The organism is Psychroserpens sp. BH13MA-6 (genome assembly GCF_052983595.1).
The window spans coordinates 53099-71548 of sequence record NZ_JBRJGE010000007.1; the positions used below are offsets into that span (position 1 = coordinate 53099).

Here is an 18450-nt window from a genome sequence, read left to right on the forward strand (position 1 = left end):
CTAATTGTGATATGAATGTATAAAAAGCTCCTTATTTTATTCTTCTTCTTTGTAACCATATTAGGGTTTTCACAAACGAAAGTCAGTGGTTATGTATATGACGAATCCAATCAACCAGTGGCGTTTGCTACGGTATTATTTAAAGGCTCTACTGAAGGGACTATCACTAACGAAGAGGGACGATTTTATTTAGAATCTGATGAGACTTGGGAGACTGTCGTTGTATCGTTTCTAGGCTACGAGGTCAAAGAATACCAACTTGAAAAAAAAGTCAATTACAACTTAGAGTTTATCCTTAAAGAAGAAGCTTCAGCGTTGAACGAAGTCGTGATAGTTTCAGGTAAACAATCTAAAAAAGCCTCAGAGAATCCAGCGATTCGAATTCTTAAAAAGATTTGGGAACGCAAACGTCAAAATGGCTTGCGACAATTCAAACAATATCAATACGACAAATACGAAAAAGTCGAGTTTGATATCAATACCATTGATAGTGCCTTAATTAAAAGTAAACTTTTCAAAGGGATGGAATTTGTTTTCGAAGAAGTAGATACATCGAAAATTACGGGTAAGACTTATTTGCCTATCTTCATTAATGAGGCTGTAAGCACTGTTTATGGTGATAATCTTCTCAAAAAGGAAAAGGAAGATTTGAAAGGAAATAAAAATTCTGGGTTTAGTAATAATCAAGTGATCATTGATTTTGTAGACGATTTGTATGCAGATTTTGATATCTATGATAATTATCTCAAGTTTTTCGATAAGAGTTTTGTTAGTCCGTTGTCTCGAACTGGTGTTCAAACGTACAATTATGTGTTGTCTGATAGTGCCTACATCGATAACAAATGGTGTTATAATATTATCTATTATCCAAGACGTAAAAATGAATTGACTTTTAAGGGTGATTTTTGGGTGAATGATTCCACCTACGCTATAAAAGATATTAATCTTCAGGCTTCAAAAAGCGCTAATATTAACTGGGTAAAGGAAATTTATATCGAACAAGAATTTGAGGTGTTAAACGATTCTGTGTTTTTGATTAAACGCGATTATATGCTGTCCGATTTTGCTTTGAATAAAAAAGAAAAATCAAGAGGCGTCTATGGTAAACGGACAACGCTTTACGATAATTACGTTTTCAATCAACCTCAAAATGAAAAGTTTTACGATCAGGAGGTTTATAATTATGATGAGGATGTGTATAATCGTGATGATACCTTTTGGGAAAACAATAGAATGGAATCCCTCAATAAAGATGAGCGTGGTGTCTACAAAATGTTAGACACTTTAAAAACGGTTAAAAAATTTAAACGTCTCTATAATATTGGAAGTATTCTAGCATCCGGTTATGTGGAGTTTCCAAGTATCAATTTTGATTACGGACCTATTTTTTCAACCTTTGGGTTTAATGAAGTGGAAGGTTTAAGGTTGCGAACAGGCGGCCGAACCTATTTCGGTCCTAATGATTTATGGCGATTAGAAGGCTTCTTGGCTTATGGTTTCCGTGATGATAAATTTAAATATGGGATTTCCGGTAAATGGCTTATTGATAAAAAGAACCGAATTATCATATCTGGTGGTAACCGTCGTGATGTTGAGCAAATCGGAGCTAATTTGACATCTTCAACAGATGTTTTAGGTCGTAGTTTGGCGTCTTCTGCAGTGATCGGTACCAGTACAAATGATAAGCTAACCACCGTAAATTTAACCACACTAGCCTTAGAAATAGAACCGAGTAAGAACTTTGTGATTCGAACCAGTGGGACTTACAGAACACTTGAATCTGCGTCACCAACATTTAGTTTAGATTATAATGATCCTGAGTCGCCTACTGGAGTTAGTTCTGTGGTTAAACAGTTTGAGTCAGCATTGTCCTTATCTTATTTTCCACAACGAAAGATGACAGGGTTTGGTGTTGAACGACGAAATGCTAACGATGGCTATGCAAGCTTGTTTGCTCAAATAACGCGAGGAGATCGTGATTGGTTTAACAGTGATTTTGATTACACGAAGTTGCAGTTTTCCTACATTCAGCCTTGGCAAGTTGGTGGTTTTGGGCGTTTGACAACCACTGTTGAGTTGGGCAAGACTTTTGGAGAAGTACCATTAGGTTTGCTCAGTGTTGTTCCTGGTAACCAATCTTACTTTTCAATCTACAATACGTTTCCACAATTGGATTTTTACGAGTTTGTGACAGACACCTATACATCCTTGCATTTGGAACATAATTTTAACGGTCGCATTTTCTCTCGAATACCGTTTTTGAAGAAATACAACCTGAGAGCTATAGTTGGGCTTAGAGGTGTTTGGGGTGATTTATCTAGTGAAAATATCGCATTGAATACGACAGGAAATCCAGTGGAAACACCGTTAGCAGCACCCAACGAAGATATTTATTACGAATACAGTTTTGGGATAGGTAATATTTTCAAGATTCTACGTATCGACTTTAATTTTCGAGGGAATTATCTCAGTAATCCAGAAGCCCGACCATTTGGTGTGACCGGAAGTTTTGGCTTCAGTTTTTAAACCTAAGATGATTTTTTTTGAACGCATTTAACTGAAATAATTGTTAAACCAGAACATTAGATTATCTTTGCAGCCCGAAAAAAATAGTTTTTTCATATATAGAATTAAATAGTTTTAAATACCATGACAGCCACAGGAAAATTAACCTTTGATGTATTGATAGAAATCCCTAAGGGAAGCCGAAATAAATATGAATATGATTTTGAATTAAACAAAATACGCTTTGATCGTATGTTGTTTTCCTCAATGATGTATCCTGGAGATTATGGATTCATTCCTGAAACACTCGCTTTAGATGGCGATCCTTTGGATGTTTTAGTGATGGGTACAGAACCTACATTCCCCATGTGCGTTATGGAAGTGAAACCTATTGGTGTTTTCCATATGGCAGATGAAAAAGGACCAGATGAGAAATTGGTCTGTGTCCCTGTAAGTGATCCTATTTGGAATAGCTACACAGATATTCAAGATCTTAATCCACACAGAATAAAAGAGATTACCCACTTTTTTCAGGTTTATAAGGACTTGGAAAAAAAGAAGGTTGATGTTGGAGGATGGGGTAATGCTCAAGAGGCTTACGATATTCTAAACAAGTGTATCGACCGCTATGAAAATAGTGAACATAAAACAAATGGTGACTTTACAATTTAGCAACAGAAGCCATGTACATTTCTTAAACCCTTTGTATTAAATATGAAGGGTTTTTTAGTTTTAAGGGATTTCACTACTTTTGCCCAGCTAATTAACAAATCAAATAAACTTAAATATGGAATCAAACATGATTTTTGTGCCAATCGCATTGGCAGTACTTGGACTTCTTTTTATGTTGACCAAAATGGCTTGGGTTAAAAAACAAGCTCCTGGAAACGAAAAGATGCAAGGTATCTCTAAAGCTATTAAAGAAGGTGCTTTAGCTTTCTTGAATGCTGAATACAGATTATTAGCCATTTTTGTGGTGATTGCTTCAATAGCACTTGGTGCTATTTCTTTTGTAGTAGATACTACCCACTGGATTATCATTGTAGCCTTTATTTTGGGAGCCATTTTTTCTGCATTGGCAGGAAATATTGGTATGCGAATCGCTACTGAAGCCAATGCTAGAACTGCGGAAGCAGCAAAAACAAGCTTGCCTCAAGCACTTAAGGTGTCTTTTGGAGGTGGAACTGTGATGGGACTTGGCGTTGCAGGATTAGCAGTTTTAGGACTGAGTCTTCTGTTCTTGACGTTTGTGAAAATGTTTGTCGTAGGTGAAGCGTCTTTTTATGATGAAATGACGATTGCTCTAGAGGCATTAGCAGGATTCTCCCTTGGTGCAGAGTCTATTGCTTTGTTTGCGCGTGTTGGTGGTGGTATTTATACGAAAGCTGCAGACGTTGGAGCCGATTTAGTAGGAAAGGTAGAAGCTGGTATTCCAGAAGATGATCCTCGAAACCCAGCAACAATTGCAGATAACGTAGGTGATAATGTTGGTGATGTGGCAGGTATGGGTGCTGATTTATTCGGGTCTTATGTTGCGACGGTTTTAGCAGCTATGGTACTTGGAAATTATTTGATTAAGGACATGTCTGTAAATACACCATTTGCTGATGACTTTAATAATATGGGACCAATCTTGTTACCAATTGTGATTGCTGGTGTGGGTATTTTAGCCTCAATTATAGGTACATTTTTAGTAAAGATTTCAAGTAATGATGCTAAAGAACCACAAGTTCAAAAAGCATTAGATACTGGAAACTGGGTAGCGATCATCTTGACCTTGATAGCGAGTTTCGGTTTGATTAAATATATGTTACCTGAAACCATGAATATGAAATTCTTTGGTGAAGGTTACGTTGCGGTGTCTTCAATGAATGTCTTTTGGGCTGCTTGTATCGGTTTAGCTGTTGGCGCATTAATATCTGTAGTAACGGCCTATTATACATCTTTAGGTAAAAAGCCAGTAATGGATATCGTACAAAATAGTTCTACAGGAGCAGCTACTAACATCATTGCTGGTTTAGCGGTTGGTATGAAATCAACATTTTTATCGGTGATCTTGTTTGCTGCTGCTATTTATGGCTCTTATGAATTGGCAGGATTTTATGGTGTGGCTTTAGCTGCTTCTGCTATGATGGCAACCACGGCAATGCAGTTGGCGATTGATGCTTTTGGTCCAATTGCAGATAACGCAGGTGGTGTCGCAGAAATGAGTGAATTAGATCCTGAAGTACGTGAGCGTACCGATATTTTAGATTCTGTAGGAAATACAACTGCTGCTGTAGGTAAAGGATTTGCCATTGCTTCAGCCGCTTTAACAGCGTTAGCTTTATTTGCTGCTTATGTGACATTTACAGGAATTGATGGTATTAATATTTTTAAAGCAGATGTGTTAGCGATGTTGTTTGTTGGAGGAATGATTCCTGTTATATTCTCAGCATTAGCTATGCAATCAGTGGGTAAAGCAGCCATGGAAATGGTTCAAGAAGTGCGTCGCCAGTTTAAAGAAATTCCAGGGATCATGGAAGGTACTGGTACACCAGAATATGCTAAATGCGTGGATATTTCAACGAAAGCTGCTTTGAAAGAAATGATTCTTCCAGGATTAATTACCATTATCACACCAATCCTTATTGGATTACTTTTTGGAGCCGAACCTTTAGGTGGTTATATGGCTGGAGTTTGTGTTAGTGGTGTTATGTGGGCAATTTTTCAGAATAATGCTGGTGGTGCTTGGGATAATGCTAAAAAATCGTTTGAAGCTGGTGTTGAGATTGATGGAAAAATGACTTACAAAGGTTCTGATGCTCATAAAGCCGCAGTTACAGGTGATACGGTTGGAGATCCATTCAAGGATACGTCTGGGCCATCTATGAATATCTTGATTAAATTAACTTGTTTGGTTGGATTGGTGATCGCACCAATTTTAGGTGGACATTCTTCTGAAACAGCTTTGGCAGATGATATGGAAGAAGTACAGGTAGAAATGACTGTAGCCTCTAAAGAATTGGCACAAGCAACCATTACTTATACTACCATAGAGAACGGTGAAGAAGTAACCAAAGAAGAAGTTTTTGAAGGAACGGAAGCTGAGGTTAATGAGCAACTTGAAGCTTTTGAAAAGGCGTCCGTTAATGTTGAAGGTGATGCTAAAAAAGTGATTAAAAAAATGGAAGTTACTAAAGAAAAGTAAAATTATATAAAACATATGTTTCATTAAAAAGCCACGTTTATCGTGGCTTTTTTCATTAAAAACGGGTATTTATACGGCTTTATATAATTGACGAATCTTATATTTTTGTAAGATGTCTAATGCTACTAAATTAATGCTGCTACAAAAAACCTTTCAGAAATTTCAGGTAGTTAGCTGTCAATTACATCATGAAAGGGTTGCTCTAAATGCGCAAAACAAACCGCGTTTTAAACAGCTTGATCGTACGATTACTTTTGACCGAATTCCCTTGTGTCCAAAGAACTTAAGAAGTCATCGTTTAGGTTGTGCACATTCTAAAGTGAATATAGATTTTGATCGCTTGTTGGAACAACTGTTAGAAGCGCTACCGAAGCAGCAAGAAATGATTACGTCTTTTAAACAAACCTTCAATCAATTAATAGCGTGTATATATGAATTGGATCACAAGAAAGGACAATTAGAACATGACTTAGCTCTTTCTGAGTTGCACTCTGATGGTAATCAAACCAACGAATTACAAAAGGATATGAATATTGTTCTTATCAAACATCAGGAATCTATGGATGCTTTAGAGTTATTGCGATCTGATATTGAGCGACTTATTGATGAACAGGTGAATATCTACTAAGACCTAAGACCTATATTTTACGATTTTAGTATCTTGGGCACTTAATATCTGCGATTAGTGTTCAAGAAAGACCCATTACAAATTATAACATTTCAAAGTTATGGCACGGATTCCCATTTTTATATGCGTGGACGAGCTCTGGAAGATGAAACCATAGATCTTGAACAAAAGGGCTTATTTGGCCTTTTTATTAACTCTTGGAAGCGCTTTGAAAGTGACGAGATTAAACATACGAAGTTAAATCTGAAATTACCTAATGGAACTATTTTAAAGACTACAACCGACGATCATGGTTATTTTAAAATTGATGAGCAATTGGAAGGTTTAAGTGCCATGGCGAATGAGGAGGGTTGGCTTAATTTCGAGGTAGCCTATGACGATGTCAATATCAAGCGCAGCATTCAAAATGAAAATAGATTTCCTGGAGAATTATTGATTCCGTCTGACCATGCTGAATTTGGTGTGATTAGCGACATTGACGACACTATTTTGCATACAGGTGTTGTATCTACACTCAAATGGAAAGTTTTGGTGAATAGCATTTTTAAAAGTGCCGCGAGTAGAATTCCCCTAGAAGGTGCTGCTGATTTTTATCTGAAATTGCATCAAGGTGCTTCTGGTAAGAATGCCAATCCTATATTTTATGTGAGCCATAGTCCTTGGAATCTTTATCGCTATTTAGAATTTTTTCTGAAACAACACGTATTCCCAAAAGGACCTATTTTACTGCGAAGTTTTAAAACGATCTTCAAAAAAAAGTCAGGTGATCAGCCCCAAAAACAGAAAGAAATTTTGAATATCTTAAAAACCTATCCTGACCTGCCCTTTATTCTAATAGGCGATAGCGGTGAGCACGATGCCGATATTTATTTGGAAATTGCGAAGGCATTTCCTTCACAAATAGCTGCTATTTACTTGAGAAGTGTGCGTCATAGAAAGAAAATGAAACGCGTAGCTTCATTGTTCGAAAATTTCAATGATATCCCTGTACTTTTAGTAGAAAGTAGTGAAGATGCGATCACTCATGCGCGATTACATGGATTTATTAAGGGATTGTAAATAGGAGTAAGTCGCGTATTGAGATCTCAGCTTTGTCTCGGCTGTATCTTCTACATAAGTATTTTGTTGCGCACGATCGATATACCTAGCTTTTACCGTATCATTCAACTGTAAATCGATCATCTTTCTAAGTGTTTTTTTGATATCCTCGTCTAAAATGGGAACTAATACTTCTATCCTGTGATCAAGATTTCTGGTCATCCAATCTGCCGAGCCAATATACATGATTTCTTTAGAATTGTTTCCGAAGATATAGACACGACTATGCTCCAAGAAACGATCGAGAATACTGATAATAGTGATGTTTTCACTTTGATTTTTTATGCCAGGAATGAGACAACAAATACCTCTAATAATCAACTTTATCTTGACACCAGCGTTACTTGCTTGGTATAACAATTCAATCAACTCCTTGTCTTGGAGGCTATTCATTTTTAAAATGATACGCGCCTTTTTACCAGATTTTGCATACGATATTTCGTTTTGTATCAATTTTTCTAATGTATGCCTCGTTTTAAATGGTGATACTAATAGTAATTTCGTTTTAGGAACAATCGTTATGCCCTGAAGAACCATAAATACCTTATTGATATCTTTAGTGATTTTTTTATGACTTGTCAATAACGAAAAGTCACTGTAAACCCGAGCGGTATTTTCATTAAAATTCCCAGTGCTAATTAAGGCATAACGCTTGGTTTTATTGTCCTTCTCTCTTTCGATGTAGAGAATTTTAGAATGCACCTTAATATCGGCATAACTGTAGATAACTTCAGCACCATTGTCTTTAAATATTGTGCCCCATTTGATATTGTTCCTCTCATCAAAGCGTGCTTTGACTTCAATAAATAAGATGACTTTCTTCCCGTTTTTTGCCGCAAGCGCGATAGCTGTGTTTAATCTTGATTCTTCTGCGAGTCGATACATGGTCATTTTAATGGTCGTGACCGTAGGATCCGTAGCGGCAGTTTCCATTAATTCAATAATGGGATCAAAAGACTGGTAAGGGTAGTGCAATAATTGATCTTTTTGATCAATAGTTTCAAAAATATCGATGGTTTTTGATAATTCTGGATGTGGAATTGGTGGCAATTCTTTGTAGTTCAAGTCTAAACTCGTAGGATTCGGAAACTGGAAAAAATCTTTAAAATTGTGATAAGTTCCTCCTAAAATTAAATCGGCACCAGTAACATCCAATAGTTCCTTCAAAAATTCTTGGGATGATTTCGGCATTTCTGGATCTACAAGTATACGAGTAGGTTGCCCTTTGTCTCTCTTCGGAAGCGAATTTTGAATCTTTTTCATCAAATCTCCGGAAAACTCATCATCTATATATAATTCAGCGTCTCTAGAAATTTTAATCGCATAGTAAGTTGCGTCACTATCAAACGACTTACACAGCGCATATTTTAGGATGTCGTCGATAAAGGTGAGATAATGCTTGCCATCTTTTGAAGGGAAGCTAAAAAAACGAGGTTCTGTTTTAGGAATCTTTACCAAGTGTAACTTTTGGTCTGTGATTGCAGCCAAGTAGGAACTTTCATTTTCAACAAATACAGACTTTGGTGTGGTGTGATAACCATGTTCCAAATGTAATTTGGGAATCAGTTGCTTTTCATAATAATCGAGTGCAATGTCTTTCTGTGTTTCATTGAATTGATGGTGATCAATAAGATGAATGTTGACTTTTTTTAGATCCGCGAGAATCTCTTCGTGGAATATGCTACCAAACGCTTTTTGTTGGATATCCACTTGTTTTTTTATTTCTTTTAAAACCTTATTAGGCTTGGTAATGAGCTTTTTTCTTAAAGGCTTTTTTATGGTTTTGATCTGTCGGATATCTGACACACGCACACGAAAAAATTCATCTAAATTTGATGAGAAAATGGCTAAAAATTTTAGGCGTTCATAAAGTGGATTGATGGGATCTTTAGCTTCTTGCAAAACGCGGTGGTTAAACCGAAGCCATGATAAATCGCGATGATAATATTTTGAATTGTACAACTTCATAGTGCACAAATAAAGAATAAATTGCGGATAAGAATGTTAGGAAAATGCTATTTTTTAAAATAATCCGTTGATTTGTGCGTCTATCTTATTAATGATGCCACCAAGATCCTCGGGATTAGCCACAAAATCCAAATTGTCGACATCAATAATTAATAAATTACCTTTGTCATAACCGTGAATCCAAGCTTCATAACGCTCATTCAATCTGCTGAGGTAATCAATACTGATAGAATTTTCATAATCACGTCCTCTCTTGTGAATTTGAGACACGAGATTTGGTATTGAACTTCGCAGATAGATCAATAGATCCGGACCTTCCACAAAACTTTCCATTAAATCAAATAGGGAGCGGTAATTTTCAAAATCACGATTCGTCATCAATCCCATGGCATGCAAGTTGGGTGCAAAAATATGCGCATCTTCATAGATGGTTCGATCTTGAATAATGTCTTTCCCACTTTCACGAATTTGGGCCACTTGTCGAAATCTACTATTGAGGAAATAGACTTGCAAATTGAAACTCCAGCGTTCCATCTGATTATAAAAATCATCGAGATATGGGTTGTCTACCACATCTTCTAATTGTGGTTCCCATCTGAAGTGTTTCGCTAGTAATTTTGTGAGTGTGGTTTTACCAGCACCAATATTTCCGGCAACGGCAACGTGCATATCTAATTGATTTTTAGTTGGTATTTATGGAGTTTTTCAAGATCGTAAATATACAAGGTTTCGTTGGTTAGTAAAAACTGATTTATTAACAATTGCGGGATTTCCAACGGAACAATAACGTCGTTGTTTTTCGATTTGTAAGAGAGGCCTTTTTTGGATTTCAGGACAATGTTCTCGTCATGAACAGCGATAGCCGTATACCCTTTATTTTCTATTTTCGATAACAAACTACCAAAGTAGGTATATTGATAAAGATATTTTTCTGTGAGCAGCCAGCAATAATTATAGTCGCTCTGAAGATCCAGTACATTGGTTTGCACAGGTACCGTTGTTGCTCTGGTCTTGTTGTTTTTATAATCAAAGAGTTCCAGTTGCTGAAGGTCTTGATTAAATAACCAAAGGGTGTTGTCGTAACCCGTAGAAATATGAGAAATGTTTTTGTATGGTTGAATCGTGTTAAAGTCAATTTTGAAAATTTCTGCCAAGCGATTATCTAGAATAATGACGGTATTAAAGTCTTGGTAAAACAAATTAATCTTAAGCGGATTAAAAACATTGATGGTATTTGGTTGCCCTAACTGGACATTGCTGTAGTTAATAGATGGCTTATCCTTAGGCTTTTTATAAAACGAGTTGTTAAACGTGTAATATAAGGTTCCGAAGTTATCTATGGCGATAATATTGTCTGCTTTAATTACAGTGGCATCTAGTACTATAGCTTTTACTTGGGTTTGTCCAAAAGAAACTGTAGTTAAAAAGAAAAGGATAACAACGATGAATCTGCTCATGATCGGGTTCTAGCTCTGAAAATTACAAAAATTAAGACAGTATTTAAACAACTATTCTAAAACGTTGAATTTACAGTGCTTATTTTAGCATACCAATTTATAACCAAAACCTCTTACATTGATTATTTGAATGGCATCATCTTTTTGAAGTTTTTTTCGAAGTTTAGAAATAAAGACATCCATGCTACGCGCTGAGAAAAAATCGTCATTACCCCATAATTTTTTCAAAATTAACGAGCGGTCTAGTACTTGGTTTCTGTTTTTTATGAGATGAAACAGCAAATGCGCCTCTCTATGTGTGAGCAGTTGTGACTCGTCTTTAAAATGAAGTTGCTGCTTTGGGAAATCAAAACGATATGTACCAATTTCTAATATTTCTGAGGTTTGCTGGGTTTTCGTTCTGTGCAATAAGTTATTGATTCTCACAATCAACTCTTCCATGCTAAAAGGTTTCTTCAAATAATCATTACCACCAATGGTGAAGCCTTCAACCACATCTTGTGTTTGCGATTTAGCCGTTAAGAATATAATCGGAATAGTGTCATCAATGGCCCGAATGTCTTTAGCGACTGAAAATCCATCCTTTTTCGGCATCATCACGTCTAAAACCAACAGTTTTGGGGATTGCAAGCGATAGGTTTCCATAGCCTCTTCTCCGTCTTTGCAAAGCAGCACCTCAAAATCTCTAGTTTCAAGACTTTCCTTAATGATCTGCCCTAAAGCAGGTTCGTCTTCTGCTAATAAAATAGTCGTTTTAGGCATCTGGTAAACTGATTTTGAATGTGGTTTGTTTTGGACTCAAGACTAAGTCTATTCGACCGTGGTGTTTCTCTATAATTTTTTTCGTGTAGTACAATCCTATTCCAAAACCTTTAATATCATGTGTATTTCCTTTTGGAACTCTATAGAACTTTTCGAAAATTTGTTCCTTGTTGGCTTTGGTTAAACTTGTGCCATTATCAGAAATAGTGATCTCAATGGCTGCGTTTTGTTTTTTCAATGTCACGTATATTTGGTTACCGCCATATTTTACGGCATTGTCTATGACGTTATTAATGGCATTTTCAAAATGGAAGACATCTACATGTGCAAAAATATCTTCATCTATGTCACTCTCAATAGTTTTACCTGAATCTTGAAGTTGGTGTTTTTCAACAATGCTATTAATCACTTCGGAAATAGGATAACGATCTAAATTAAGCTCTAAATTTTCACTATCAAGAGTCGCTGTTTCTAATAATTTCTCGACCATGGTGTTCAGTTTAGAAAGCTGTAAATTAGACATGTCCAAATAGGTTTTAGCCTTGGCTTTATCGTTCAAAGCATTGAAGTTTTGAATGCTCTCTAAAGCAACACCTATAGTGGCAATAGGTGTTTTAAATTCATGAGTAATATTACTGATGAGGTCGTTTTTAACTTCTGCTAATTGTTTTTGGTGCTTAATAATGTTTAAAAGATAAAACAAACAACTAATAACGGCTAATACTAATAATGTTGAAATGACAATGGACCAAATAATACGTCTGATAATATCATCAGAGACCTGATCGAACAGAAGACTTAATTGACTGTTTTTTGGTAAAAAAGTAGATTTTGAAGTCGTGGATAAAGGCCGCTCTTTTTTTAATCCCTCCAATGATTCCAAATCTTTATTAATATGATCATAATAATCGATGTCTTTCGATGGATCGGTATATTTTATGGTATAATCAATTTGAATATCTTTTCTGCGCAATTCAGCTTGGAGGAGCGTGTCAATACCCATCAATGATAAGGAGTCGGTAGTCATTGAAATAATGACTTTTGAAGTTAAAAATTTTAAGTTTTTTTCTGAAATGTCTAAAGAATCCAACAATTTCGGTTGATTTAAATACGTATCAAAATCCATTGTTTGTAAGCTATGAACAGTGTCATTGTCGAATGCAAACGATTCTGTTTTGTGCATTTGTTCGATGATCGAATCGGCTTTAGGTCCTTTTACTATAGACACGCCTTCCATTAGTTTCGGATTGATAGAATCTATATTGCCAAAACCTAGAGCACTTGAAGATTCAATAGAAGTGAGAATACTGTCAAACCTTCCAGTGGAGATAAAATCTTTTTGAGTCATGCCTTTGACGCTAAAACCAATGGTGCTATTTTCTGCGAGATTTGCGTAATAGTCATCAATAGCTTTATCCAAACTCACTTGAATATCATTAATCACTTGTTGTTTGCTACTCAGATAGTTTTTGTAATTCCAATAGGCTTGGAGACCTATTGTGGCAAGTATCACGACAATGATAAGGTATAAAGTGTATCTGTACTTAGAATCGTTCATAGGTCAAAAGTAGCTGTAAAATCCCTTAAAAACTAATCGGTTAACACACGTTAACACTGGTTAACTCAAATTCAAAAAACGGACACTTAGATTTGTAGAGTATTAATCATAAAAACAATTACAATGAAAAATTTAGCAGTAGTATTAGGAATTTTTTTAACAACAATTAGTTACGCACAAGAAACTTCTGTAGACAAGGAACAAGTCTTAAAAGAGGTAAAATTAAAAGATTTTGGAGTATCCATCAGTATAGATTCTGCTGAAGAATTGGAATCCACATTTACAATAGCCGATATTAGGGAGATTTTAGGAGAACTGAATGTGAATGAAGACGTGTCATTTGAAGTCGTATGTAATGGCGATAAAATGTCTAATGGTAAAACCACTACATTAACTTATAAGGTAAATGGCAATACAAGTGACATTAACTCATTTTTGAAATCAGTGAATAAGATTAGAAACGCGGCTATCAACTATTACAGTAATAAATAGACAGGCACATGAAAGTTTTAGTAAAAATTTTAGTGACGGTTGTTTTGGTATGTATTACCAAAGCAAATGCGCAAGAGTTTCAAGGTCAGGCAACGTATAAGTCAAAACGTAAAATTGATATTCAACTTGATAGCACCCAAATGGATACAGGAATGCATCAACAAATGGTTGAAATGTTAAAGAAGCAATTTGAAAAAACCTACCTCTTGACATTTAACAAAAATGAATCCATTTACAAAGAAGAGGCGTCCTTGGCGCCACCGCAACCACAAGGTATGGAAATGGTGATGGTGAACACTGGAGGTTCTGATGTACTTTATAAAAACACTCAAGAAAAACGCTATGTGAATCAAAATGAATCTTTCAGTAAAATCTTTTTGATTAAAGACCATTTGAAAGACATTGCTTGGAAATTAGAACCAGATACCAAAAATATAGGAGAGTACACTTGCTTTAAAGCAACCACTACCAGAGAAGTGGAAGACCTAGAAAGTGGTATTAGCATAAATGGCGATAAGGACTTGAACACAAGCGAGAACAAAGTACCAAAAATGAAGACCATCACGATCACTGCATGGTATGCGCCTCAAATTCCAGTAAGCACTGGACCTGGAAATTATCAAGGATTACCTGGATTAATTTTAGAGGTTAATGATGGTAGTGAAACCGTTATATGCAGTAAAATTGTTCTCAATCCGAAAGAGGCTACTTCCATTGAGGAACCCAAAAAAGGGAAAGTGGTCACCCAAGAAGCTTACGACGCTATTATGGAAAAGAAACTCAAGGAGATGGAAGAGCGCATGCGTTCTAACAGAAGGGATGATGGTGAGACCATTGAGATTAGAATAGGAGGTTAGGACTTAAAGATTTAAGAAAAATTTAACCTTTAGAGGTTTTACAAATACTGTAAATTGGAGTCTAAGTGATTTGTAAAGTGTAACTTTACTTTTCATAATTTAAACTTCAAAAAGTATGAAATTTATAACCAAGAGAGCCTTTTTAATAGTGTTACTCTTATCAGGTGCTACGACCTTTGCACAAGAGTTTCAGGGTATGGCTGTATACCAAACAAAGACGACTATTGATATGAGTAGTTGGGGCGGAAGGGAAATGACCGATCAACGTAGAAAAATGATTGAAGAGCGCATGAAGAGTATGCTTGAGAAAACCTACGTGCTCAATTTCAATAGGAGCGAGTCTACCTATAAAGAGGAAGAAAAACTCGAAGCACCTGGCTCTGGTAGAGGTATGTGGTCTGGTATGATGAGCAGTTTTACAGGAGGTCCGCAATATAGAAACATGAAGGATAAAATCATTTTACAAGAACAGGAGTTTTTCGGAAAACAGTTTTTAGTAAAGGATTCGCTACCAAATTTGGAATGGAAACTAGAAAATGAAACCAAGCAAATTGGTCAATATACGTGCTTTAAAGCGACCACTACCAAAAAAGTGGACGAAATGGATTTCATGAGTATGAGAAGGAGAAATAGAGATAATGAAGAAAAGAAGGAAGGTGAAGAAAAAGCAGATTCCACTAAGAATGAGGATCCTTTTGATGAGGTTGAAGTTCCGAAATTTGTGGTAGTTACTGCTTGGTATACACCGCAAATCCCTGTGAGTATTGGTCCAGCAGAGTATCATGGACTTCCTGGTTTGATATTAGAAGTAACTGCAGACAGAACCGTTATGCTCTGTACAAAAATAACCATGAACCCTCAAGAGAAAGCGACTATTGAAAAACCAAAAAAAGGCGAAGTTGTCACACGTGATGAATATAATCAAATCATGAAAGACAAAATTGAAGAGATGCGCGAGATGTATGGTGGTCGAGGACGTGGTAGAAGAAATTAAGTAATCAAATAAATCAATCAAAAAACGTGTCTGACCACATTGAACGATTGTCAGAAACATTTAACTATTCAATTCAATGAAACATTTTTTTGTGATCCTGTTGCTATTGGCAACCACTAGCATTCTTAATGCGCAAATTTCAGTAAGAGGTGTCGTTAAAGATAGTATAGGAGAACCTTTGGAGCTGGCTAATGTCATCGCGATTAACAAAGCAACGAAAACCATGGCTTCCTATGCCATCACCAATGATAAAGGTCAGTTCAAATTAGATTTAGATAAAAACACCACTTACAGTATTCAAGTAAGCTATATAGGAATGAAAACGCTCGCCGAGGAGATGACAACCAAGGAAGCAAATATATCTAAGGATTATACGCTTCAAACAGACAATGCCTTAGCTGCAGTGGAACTCACTTATGAAATGCCAGTAACCATCAAAGGGGATACTTTGGTTTATAATGCTGATTCCTTCAAAGACGGTACAGAACGTAAATTGGAGGACGTCTTAAAAAAATTACCTGGCGTTGAAATCAATGATGATGGCCAAATAGAAGTTGAAGGCAAAGTGGTCTCCAAAGTGATGGTGGATGGTAAGGATTTCTTTGATGGCGATTCAAAATTGGCGACCAAGAATATTCCGTCTAATGCGGTCGATAAAGTACAAGTACTGAAAAATTACTCGAATGTTGGACAATTAAGTGGTGTGACAAACAATCAAGATAATATTGCCATTAATATCAAACTCAAAGAAGGGAAAAAGAATTTTTGGTTTGGTGATATCACAGCAGGTGCAGGCGTTGCTGATAATGACGGACTTTACCTCGTGCAACCCAAACTCTTTTATTACAGTCCGAAGTACAGTATCAACCTCATTGGTGATATCAATAACACGGGAGAAGTTGCCTTTACACGACGTGATTTCTTCAATTTTTCAGGAGGATTCAATCCGCCAAGTCAACAAAGTGGGACGAATATCAATTTAGGAAATAATAATTTAGGGTTTCTCAGTCTTCAAAATAATCAGGCTCAAAGTATCGAGACGAAGTTTGGAGCGGCTAATTTCAGTTACTCGCCAAAGAAAACCTTAGACCTTGGCGGTTTTGCTATATTCACGAGTTCAAGAGTTGGGCTTCAGGAAAACCGTTCTGTTCAATATACCGATGCCGATTTAGGAATTCCAGATGAAGATACCGAAAGTAAAACGCAGCAGAAAAGTGATTTGGCCTTATTCAAACTCAATGCAAAATACAAGCCCAATACCAATAATCAATTAGATTATGCCGTCATTGGTCGAACATCTAAAGAATCCCAAGATCAGAATTTTACATCGTCTGTCGTTGGTAGTACCTTGCAGTTTGAGGAGAACAGTCCGTATAGTATTAATCAAGAATTGAATTACTATTATACCATGGATGAGCGGAATATTTTTGCTTTGGAAGCACAGCATTTAATTCAAGATGAAGATCCATTTTATAATGCGTTGTTGGAAAATGATCCAACGAACAACAATGCCAATCCCGAAGATCGTGATCCATTTGATAATACCGCAGCAGGATTAGGCTTTGACCAGACTTTAAATAATTATGATATAGCACAAGATAAACGTATCAAGTCCAATCAATTGGATGCGAAATTAGATTATTGGAATGTCTTGAATAATAAAAGCAACATTAACTTTACCTTAGGAACCATTTTAAGCCGACAAGATTTCGATAGTAATATCTTTCAGTTTCTAGAGGATGGCAGTGTCTTTGATTCGGCTCCTAACTTCAACGACGGTTTAGATACCAACGATATCAAGTATAATTTTACTGATATTTATTTGGGGACGCACTACCGTTTAAAAACAGGGAAGTTTACTGTAACTCCAGGATTTTCTGCGCACATCTATGGCGCTAAAAACACCCAGTTTGGTACAGAGTATAATGACAACTTTTTTAGATTATTGCCCGATTTAAATGTGAGACTGGAATTGAAAAAGAGTGAAAATATCGATTTTAATTACCGTATGCAAACCGAGTTTACCGATGTTACGCAATTAGCGAGAGGTTTGGTCATGAATAATTATGATTCCTATTTCTCAGGAAATCAAACCTTAAAGAATGGAACCTCACATAATGTGAGTTTGCGCTACTTTAGTTTTAATATGTTCAATTATACCAACGTCTTCGGAAATTTGAGTTATAGCAAACGTATTGATCAAATTCGAAGTCTTTCCAATTTCGAAAGTATTATTCGAACAAGTTCACCATTTAATTCGGGATTTGCCGATGAAACTTTTAATGCTTTTGGTCGCTTTCAAAGAAATTTCAGAAAGATTAGAGCCACTTTAAACGGCAGTTTCACCTATTCTAAATTCAATCAATTTATTCAAGATCGACGTTCGGTCAACGAGAGCTATAATCAAAACTATCGCGCGCAATTACGCACCAATTTTAAGTCTGCTCCCAATGTTGAGGTGAGTTACCGTTATGGCATCAATAATAACAAGCAAGGTGGCAACAACACCACGTTTTACACGCATGCACCAACTGTCGAATTTGACGCGTATATCTGGAAATCAGTGACCTTTAAAACGGATTTCACCTATAACGAAACTCGTGATAAAACGAGAACGCTAAATAGTAATGAGCTGTGGAATGCCTCACTAGCGTACCGAAAGGATAAGGATGCCAAACTAGAGTATGAGCTTCGTGCCACGAATTTATTGAATACCCAATCCCGATTCAACAACAGTCAGAGTAACTTTTCGGTGAGTACTACAGAGTATTTTATCCAACCGCGATTTGTAACGCTTAGGGTCATTTATTCCTTATAAGAGTTGGGCGTTACCAACCCATATTTGGGTTGGTCAAGCTCTCGGCAGTCGCTCTCTTTGGAGGAGCTCCACAAGGCCTCGATCCTTAACGCAAAAAAAAAAGCCTTTAAACTTAGCTGTTTA

General features: G+C 36.3%; 14 protein-coding genes. 9 read left to right on the forward strand and 5 right to left on the reverse strand.

The annotated features are described in order from the left end of the window. The first annotated feature begins 15 nt into the window (after positions 1-15). The 5 genes from ACU8DI_RS13430 (at position 16) to ACU8DI_RS13450 (ending at position 7382) form a co-directional block, all read left to right on the forward strand. Positions 16-2526 carry a DUF5686 family protein gene (locus tag ACU8DI_RS13430; protein ID WP_447113300.1) on the forward strand — a complete coding sequence of 837 codons (2511 nt, stop codon included), beginning with the start codon at positions 16-18 and terminating at the stop codon, positions 2524-2526. A 123-nt stretch (positions 2527-2649) separates the two neighbouring features. Further along, positions 2650-3177: an inorganic diphosphatase gene (locus ACU8DI_RS13435; RefSeq protein ID WP_447113301.1), complete on the forward strand. Its 528-nt coding sequence runs from the start codon at positions 2650-2652 to the stop codon at positions 3175-3177. Between the two features lie 115 nt (positions 3178-3292). Further along, positions 3293-5695, forward strand: coding sequence for a sodium-translocating pyrophosphatase (locus ACU8DI_RS13440; protein ID WP_447113302.1), 2403 nt, complete (start codon positions 3293-3295; stop codon positions 5693-5695). 133 nt (positions 5696-5828) lie between these two features. Beyond that, positions 5829-6323: a hypothetical protein gene (locus tag ACU8DI_RS13445; protein WP_447113303.1), complete on the forward strand. Its 495-nt coding sequence runs from the start codon at positions 5829-5831 to the stop codon at positions 6321-6323. A 57-nt stretch (positions 6324-6380) separates the two neighbouring features. Further along, positions 6381-7382 carry an App1 family protein gene (locus tag ACU8DI_RS13450; protein ID WP_447113304.1) on the forward strand — a complete coding sequence of 334 codons (1002 nt, stop codon included), beginning with the start codon at positions 6381-6383 and terminating at the stop codon, positions 7380-7382. On the opposite strand, the gene ppk1 is transcribed toward ACU8DI_RS13450, so the two are convergent. The 5 genes from ppk1 to ACU8DI_RS13475 all read right to left on the reverse strand — a co-directional run bounded on the left by ppk1 (position 7356) and on the right by ACU8DI_RS13475 (position 13166). Next, positions 7356-9389, reverse strand: a complete 2034-nt coding sequence (gene ppk1, locus ACU8DI_RS13455; protein ID WP_447113305.1) for a polyphosphate kinase 1 — start codon at positions 9387-9389, stop codon at positions 7356-7358. The two genes, ACU8DI_RS13450 and ppk1, sit on opposite strands and share 27 nt — an antisense overlap. Positions 9390-9443: 54 nt before the next feature. Continuing rightward, positions 9444-10058, reverse strand: coding sequence for a deoxynucleoside kinase (locus tag ACU8DI_RS13460; RefSeq protein ID WP_447113306.1), 615 nt, complete (start codon positions 10056-10058; stop codon positions 9444-9446). A gap of 2 nt (positions 10059-10060) precedes the next feature. Continuing rightward, positions 10061-10846 carry a hypothetical protein gene (locus tag ACU8DI_RS13465; RefSeq protein WP_447113307.1) on the reverse strand — a complete coding sequence of 262 codons (786 nt, stop codon included), beginning with the start codon at positions 10844-10846 and terminating at the stop codon, positions 10061-10063. Positions 10847-10930: 84 nt separating this feature from the next. Beyond that, positions 10931-11608: a response regulator transcription factor gene (locus tag ACU8DI_RS13470; RefSeq protein ID WP_447113308.1), complete on the reverse strand. Its 678-nt coding sequence runs from the start codon at positions 11606-11608 to the stop codon at positions 10931-10933. Then, positions 11601-13166: a sensor histidine kinase gene (locus tag ACU8DI_RS13475; protein WP_447113309.1), complete on the reverse strand. Its 1566-nt coding sequence runs from the start codon at positions 13164-13166 to the stop codon at positions 11601-11603. The genes ACU8DI_RS13470 and ACU8DI_RS13475 overlap by 8 nt, the downstream gene beginning before the upstream one ends. Before the next feature lie 123 nt (positions 13167-13289). Here ACU8DI_RS13475 and ACU8DI_RS13480 point away from each other — a divergent pair, with 123 nt between their 5' ends. From ACU8DI_RS13480 to ACU8DI_RS13495, 4 genes are all read left to right on the forward strand, one after another. After that, complete coding sequence (locus ACU8DI_RS13480; protein WP_447113310.1) at positions 13290-13658, forward strand: hypothetical protein; 369 nt, start codon at positions 13290-13292, stop codon at positions 13656-13658. Positions 13659-13666: 8 nt separating this feature from the next. Next, on the forward strand, positions 13667-14515 hold the full coding sequence (locus tag ACU8DI_RS13485) for a GLPGLI family protein (protein WP_447113311.1): 849 nt from the start codon (positions 13667-13669) through the stop codon (positions 14513-14515). Positions 14516-14630: 115 nt separating this feature from the next. Then, positions 14631-15509: a GLPGLI family protein gene (locus ACU8DI_RS13490; RefSeq protein WP_447113312.1), complete on the forward strand. Its 879-nt coding sequence runs from the start codon at positions 14631-14633 to the stop codon at positions 15507-15509. 76 nt (positions 15510-15585) lie between these two features. Continuing rightward, the gene (locus ACU8DI_RS13495; RefSeq protein WP_447113313.1) at positions 15586-18327 is read left to right on the forward strand and encodes a carboxypeptidase regulatory-like domain-containing protein; all 2742 of its coding nucleotides are present in this window, start codon (positions 15586-15588) and stop codon (positions 18325-18327) included. The last annotated feature ends 123 nt before the right edge of the window (positions 18328-18450 follow it).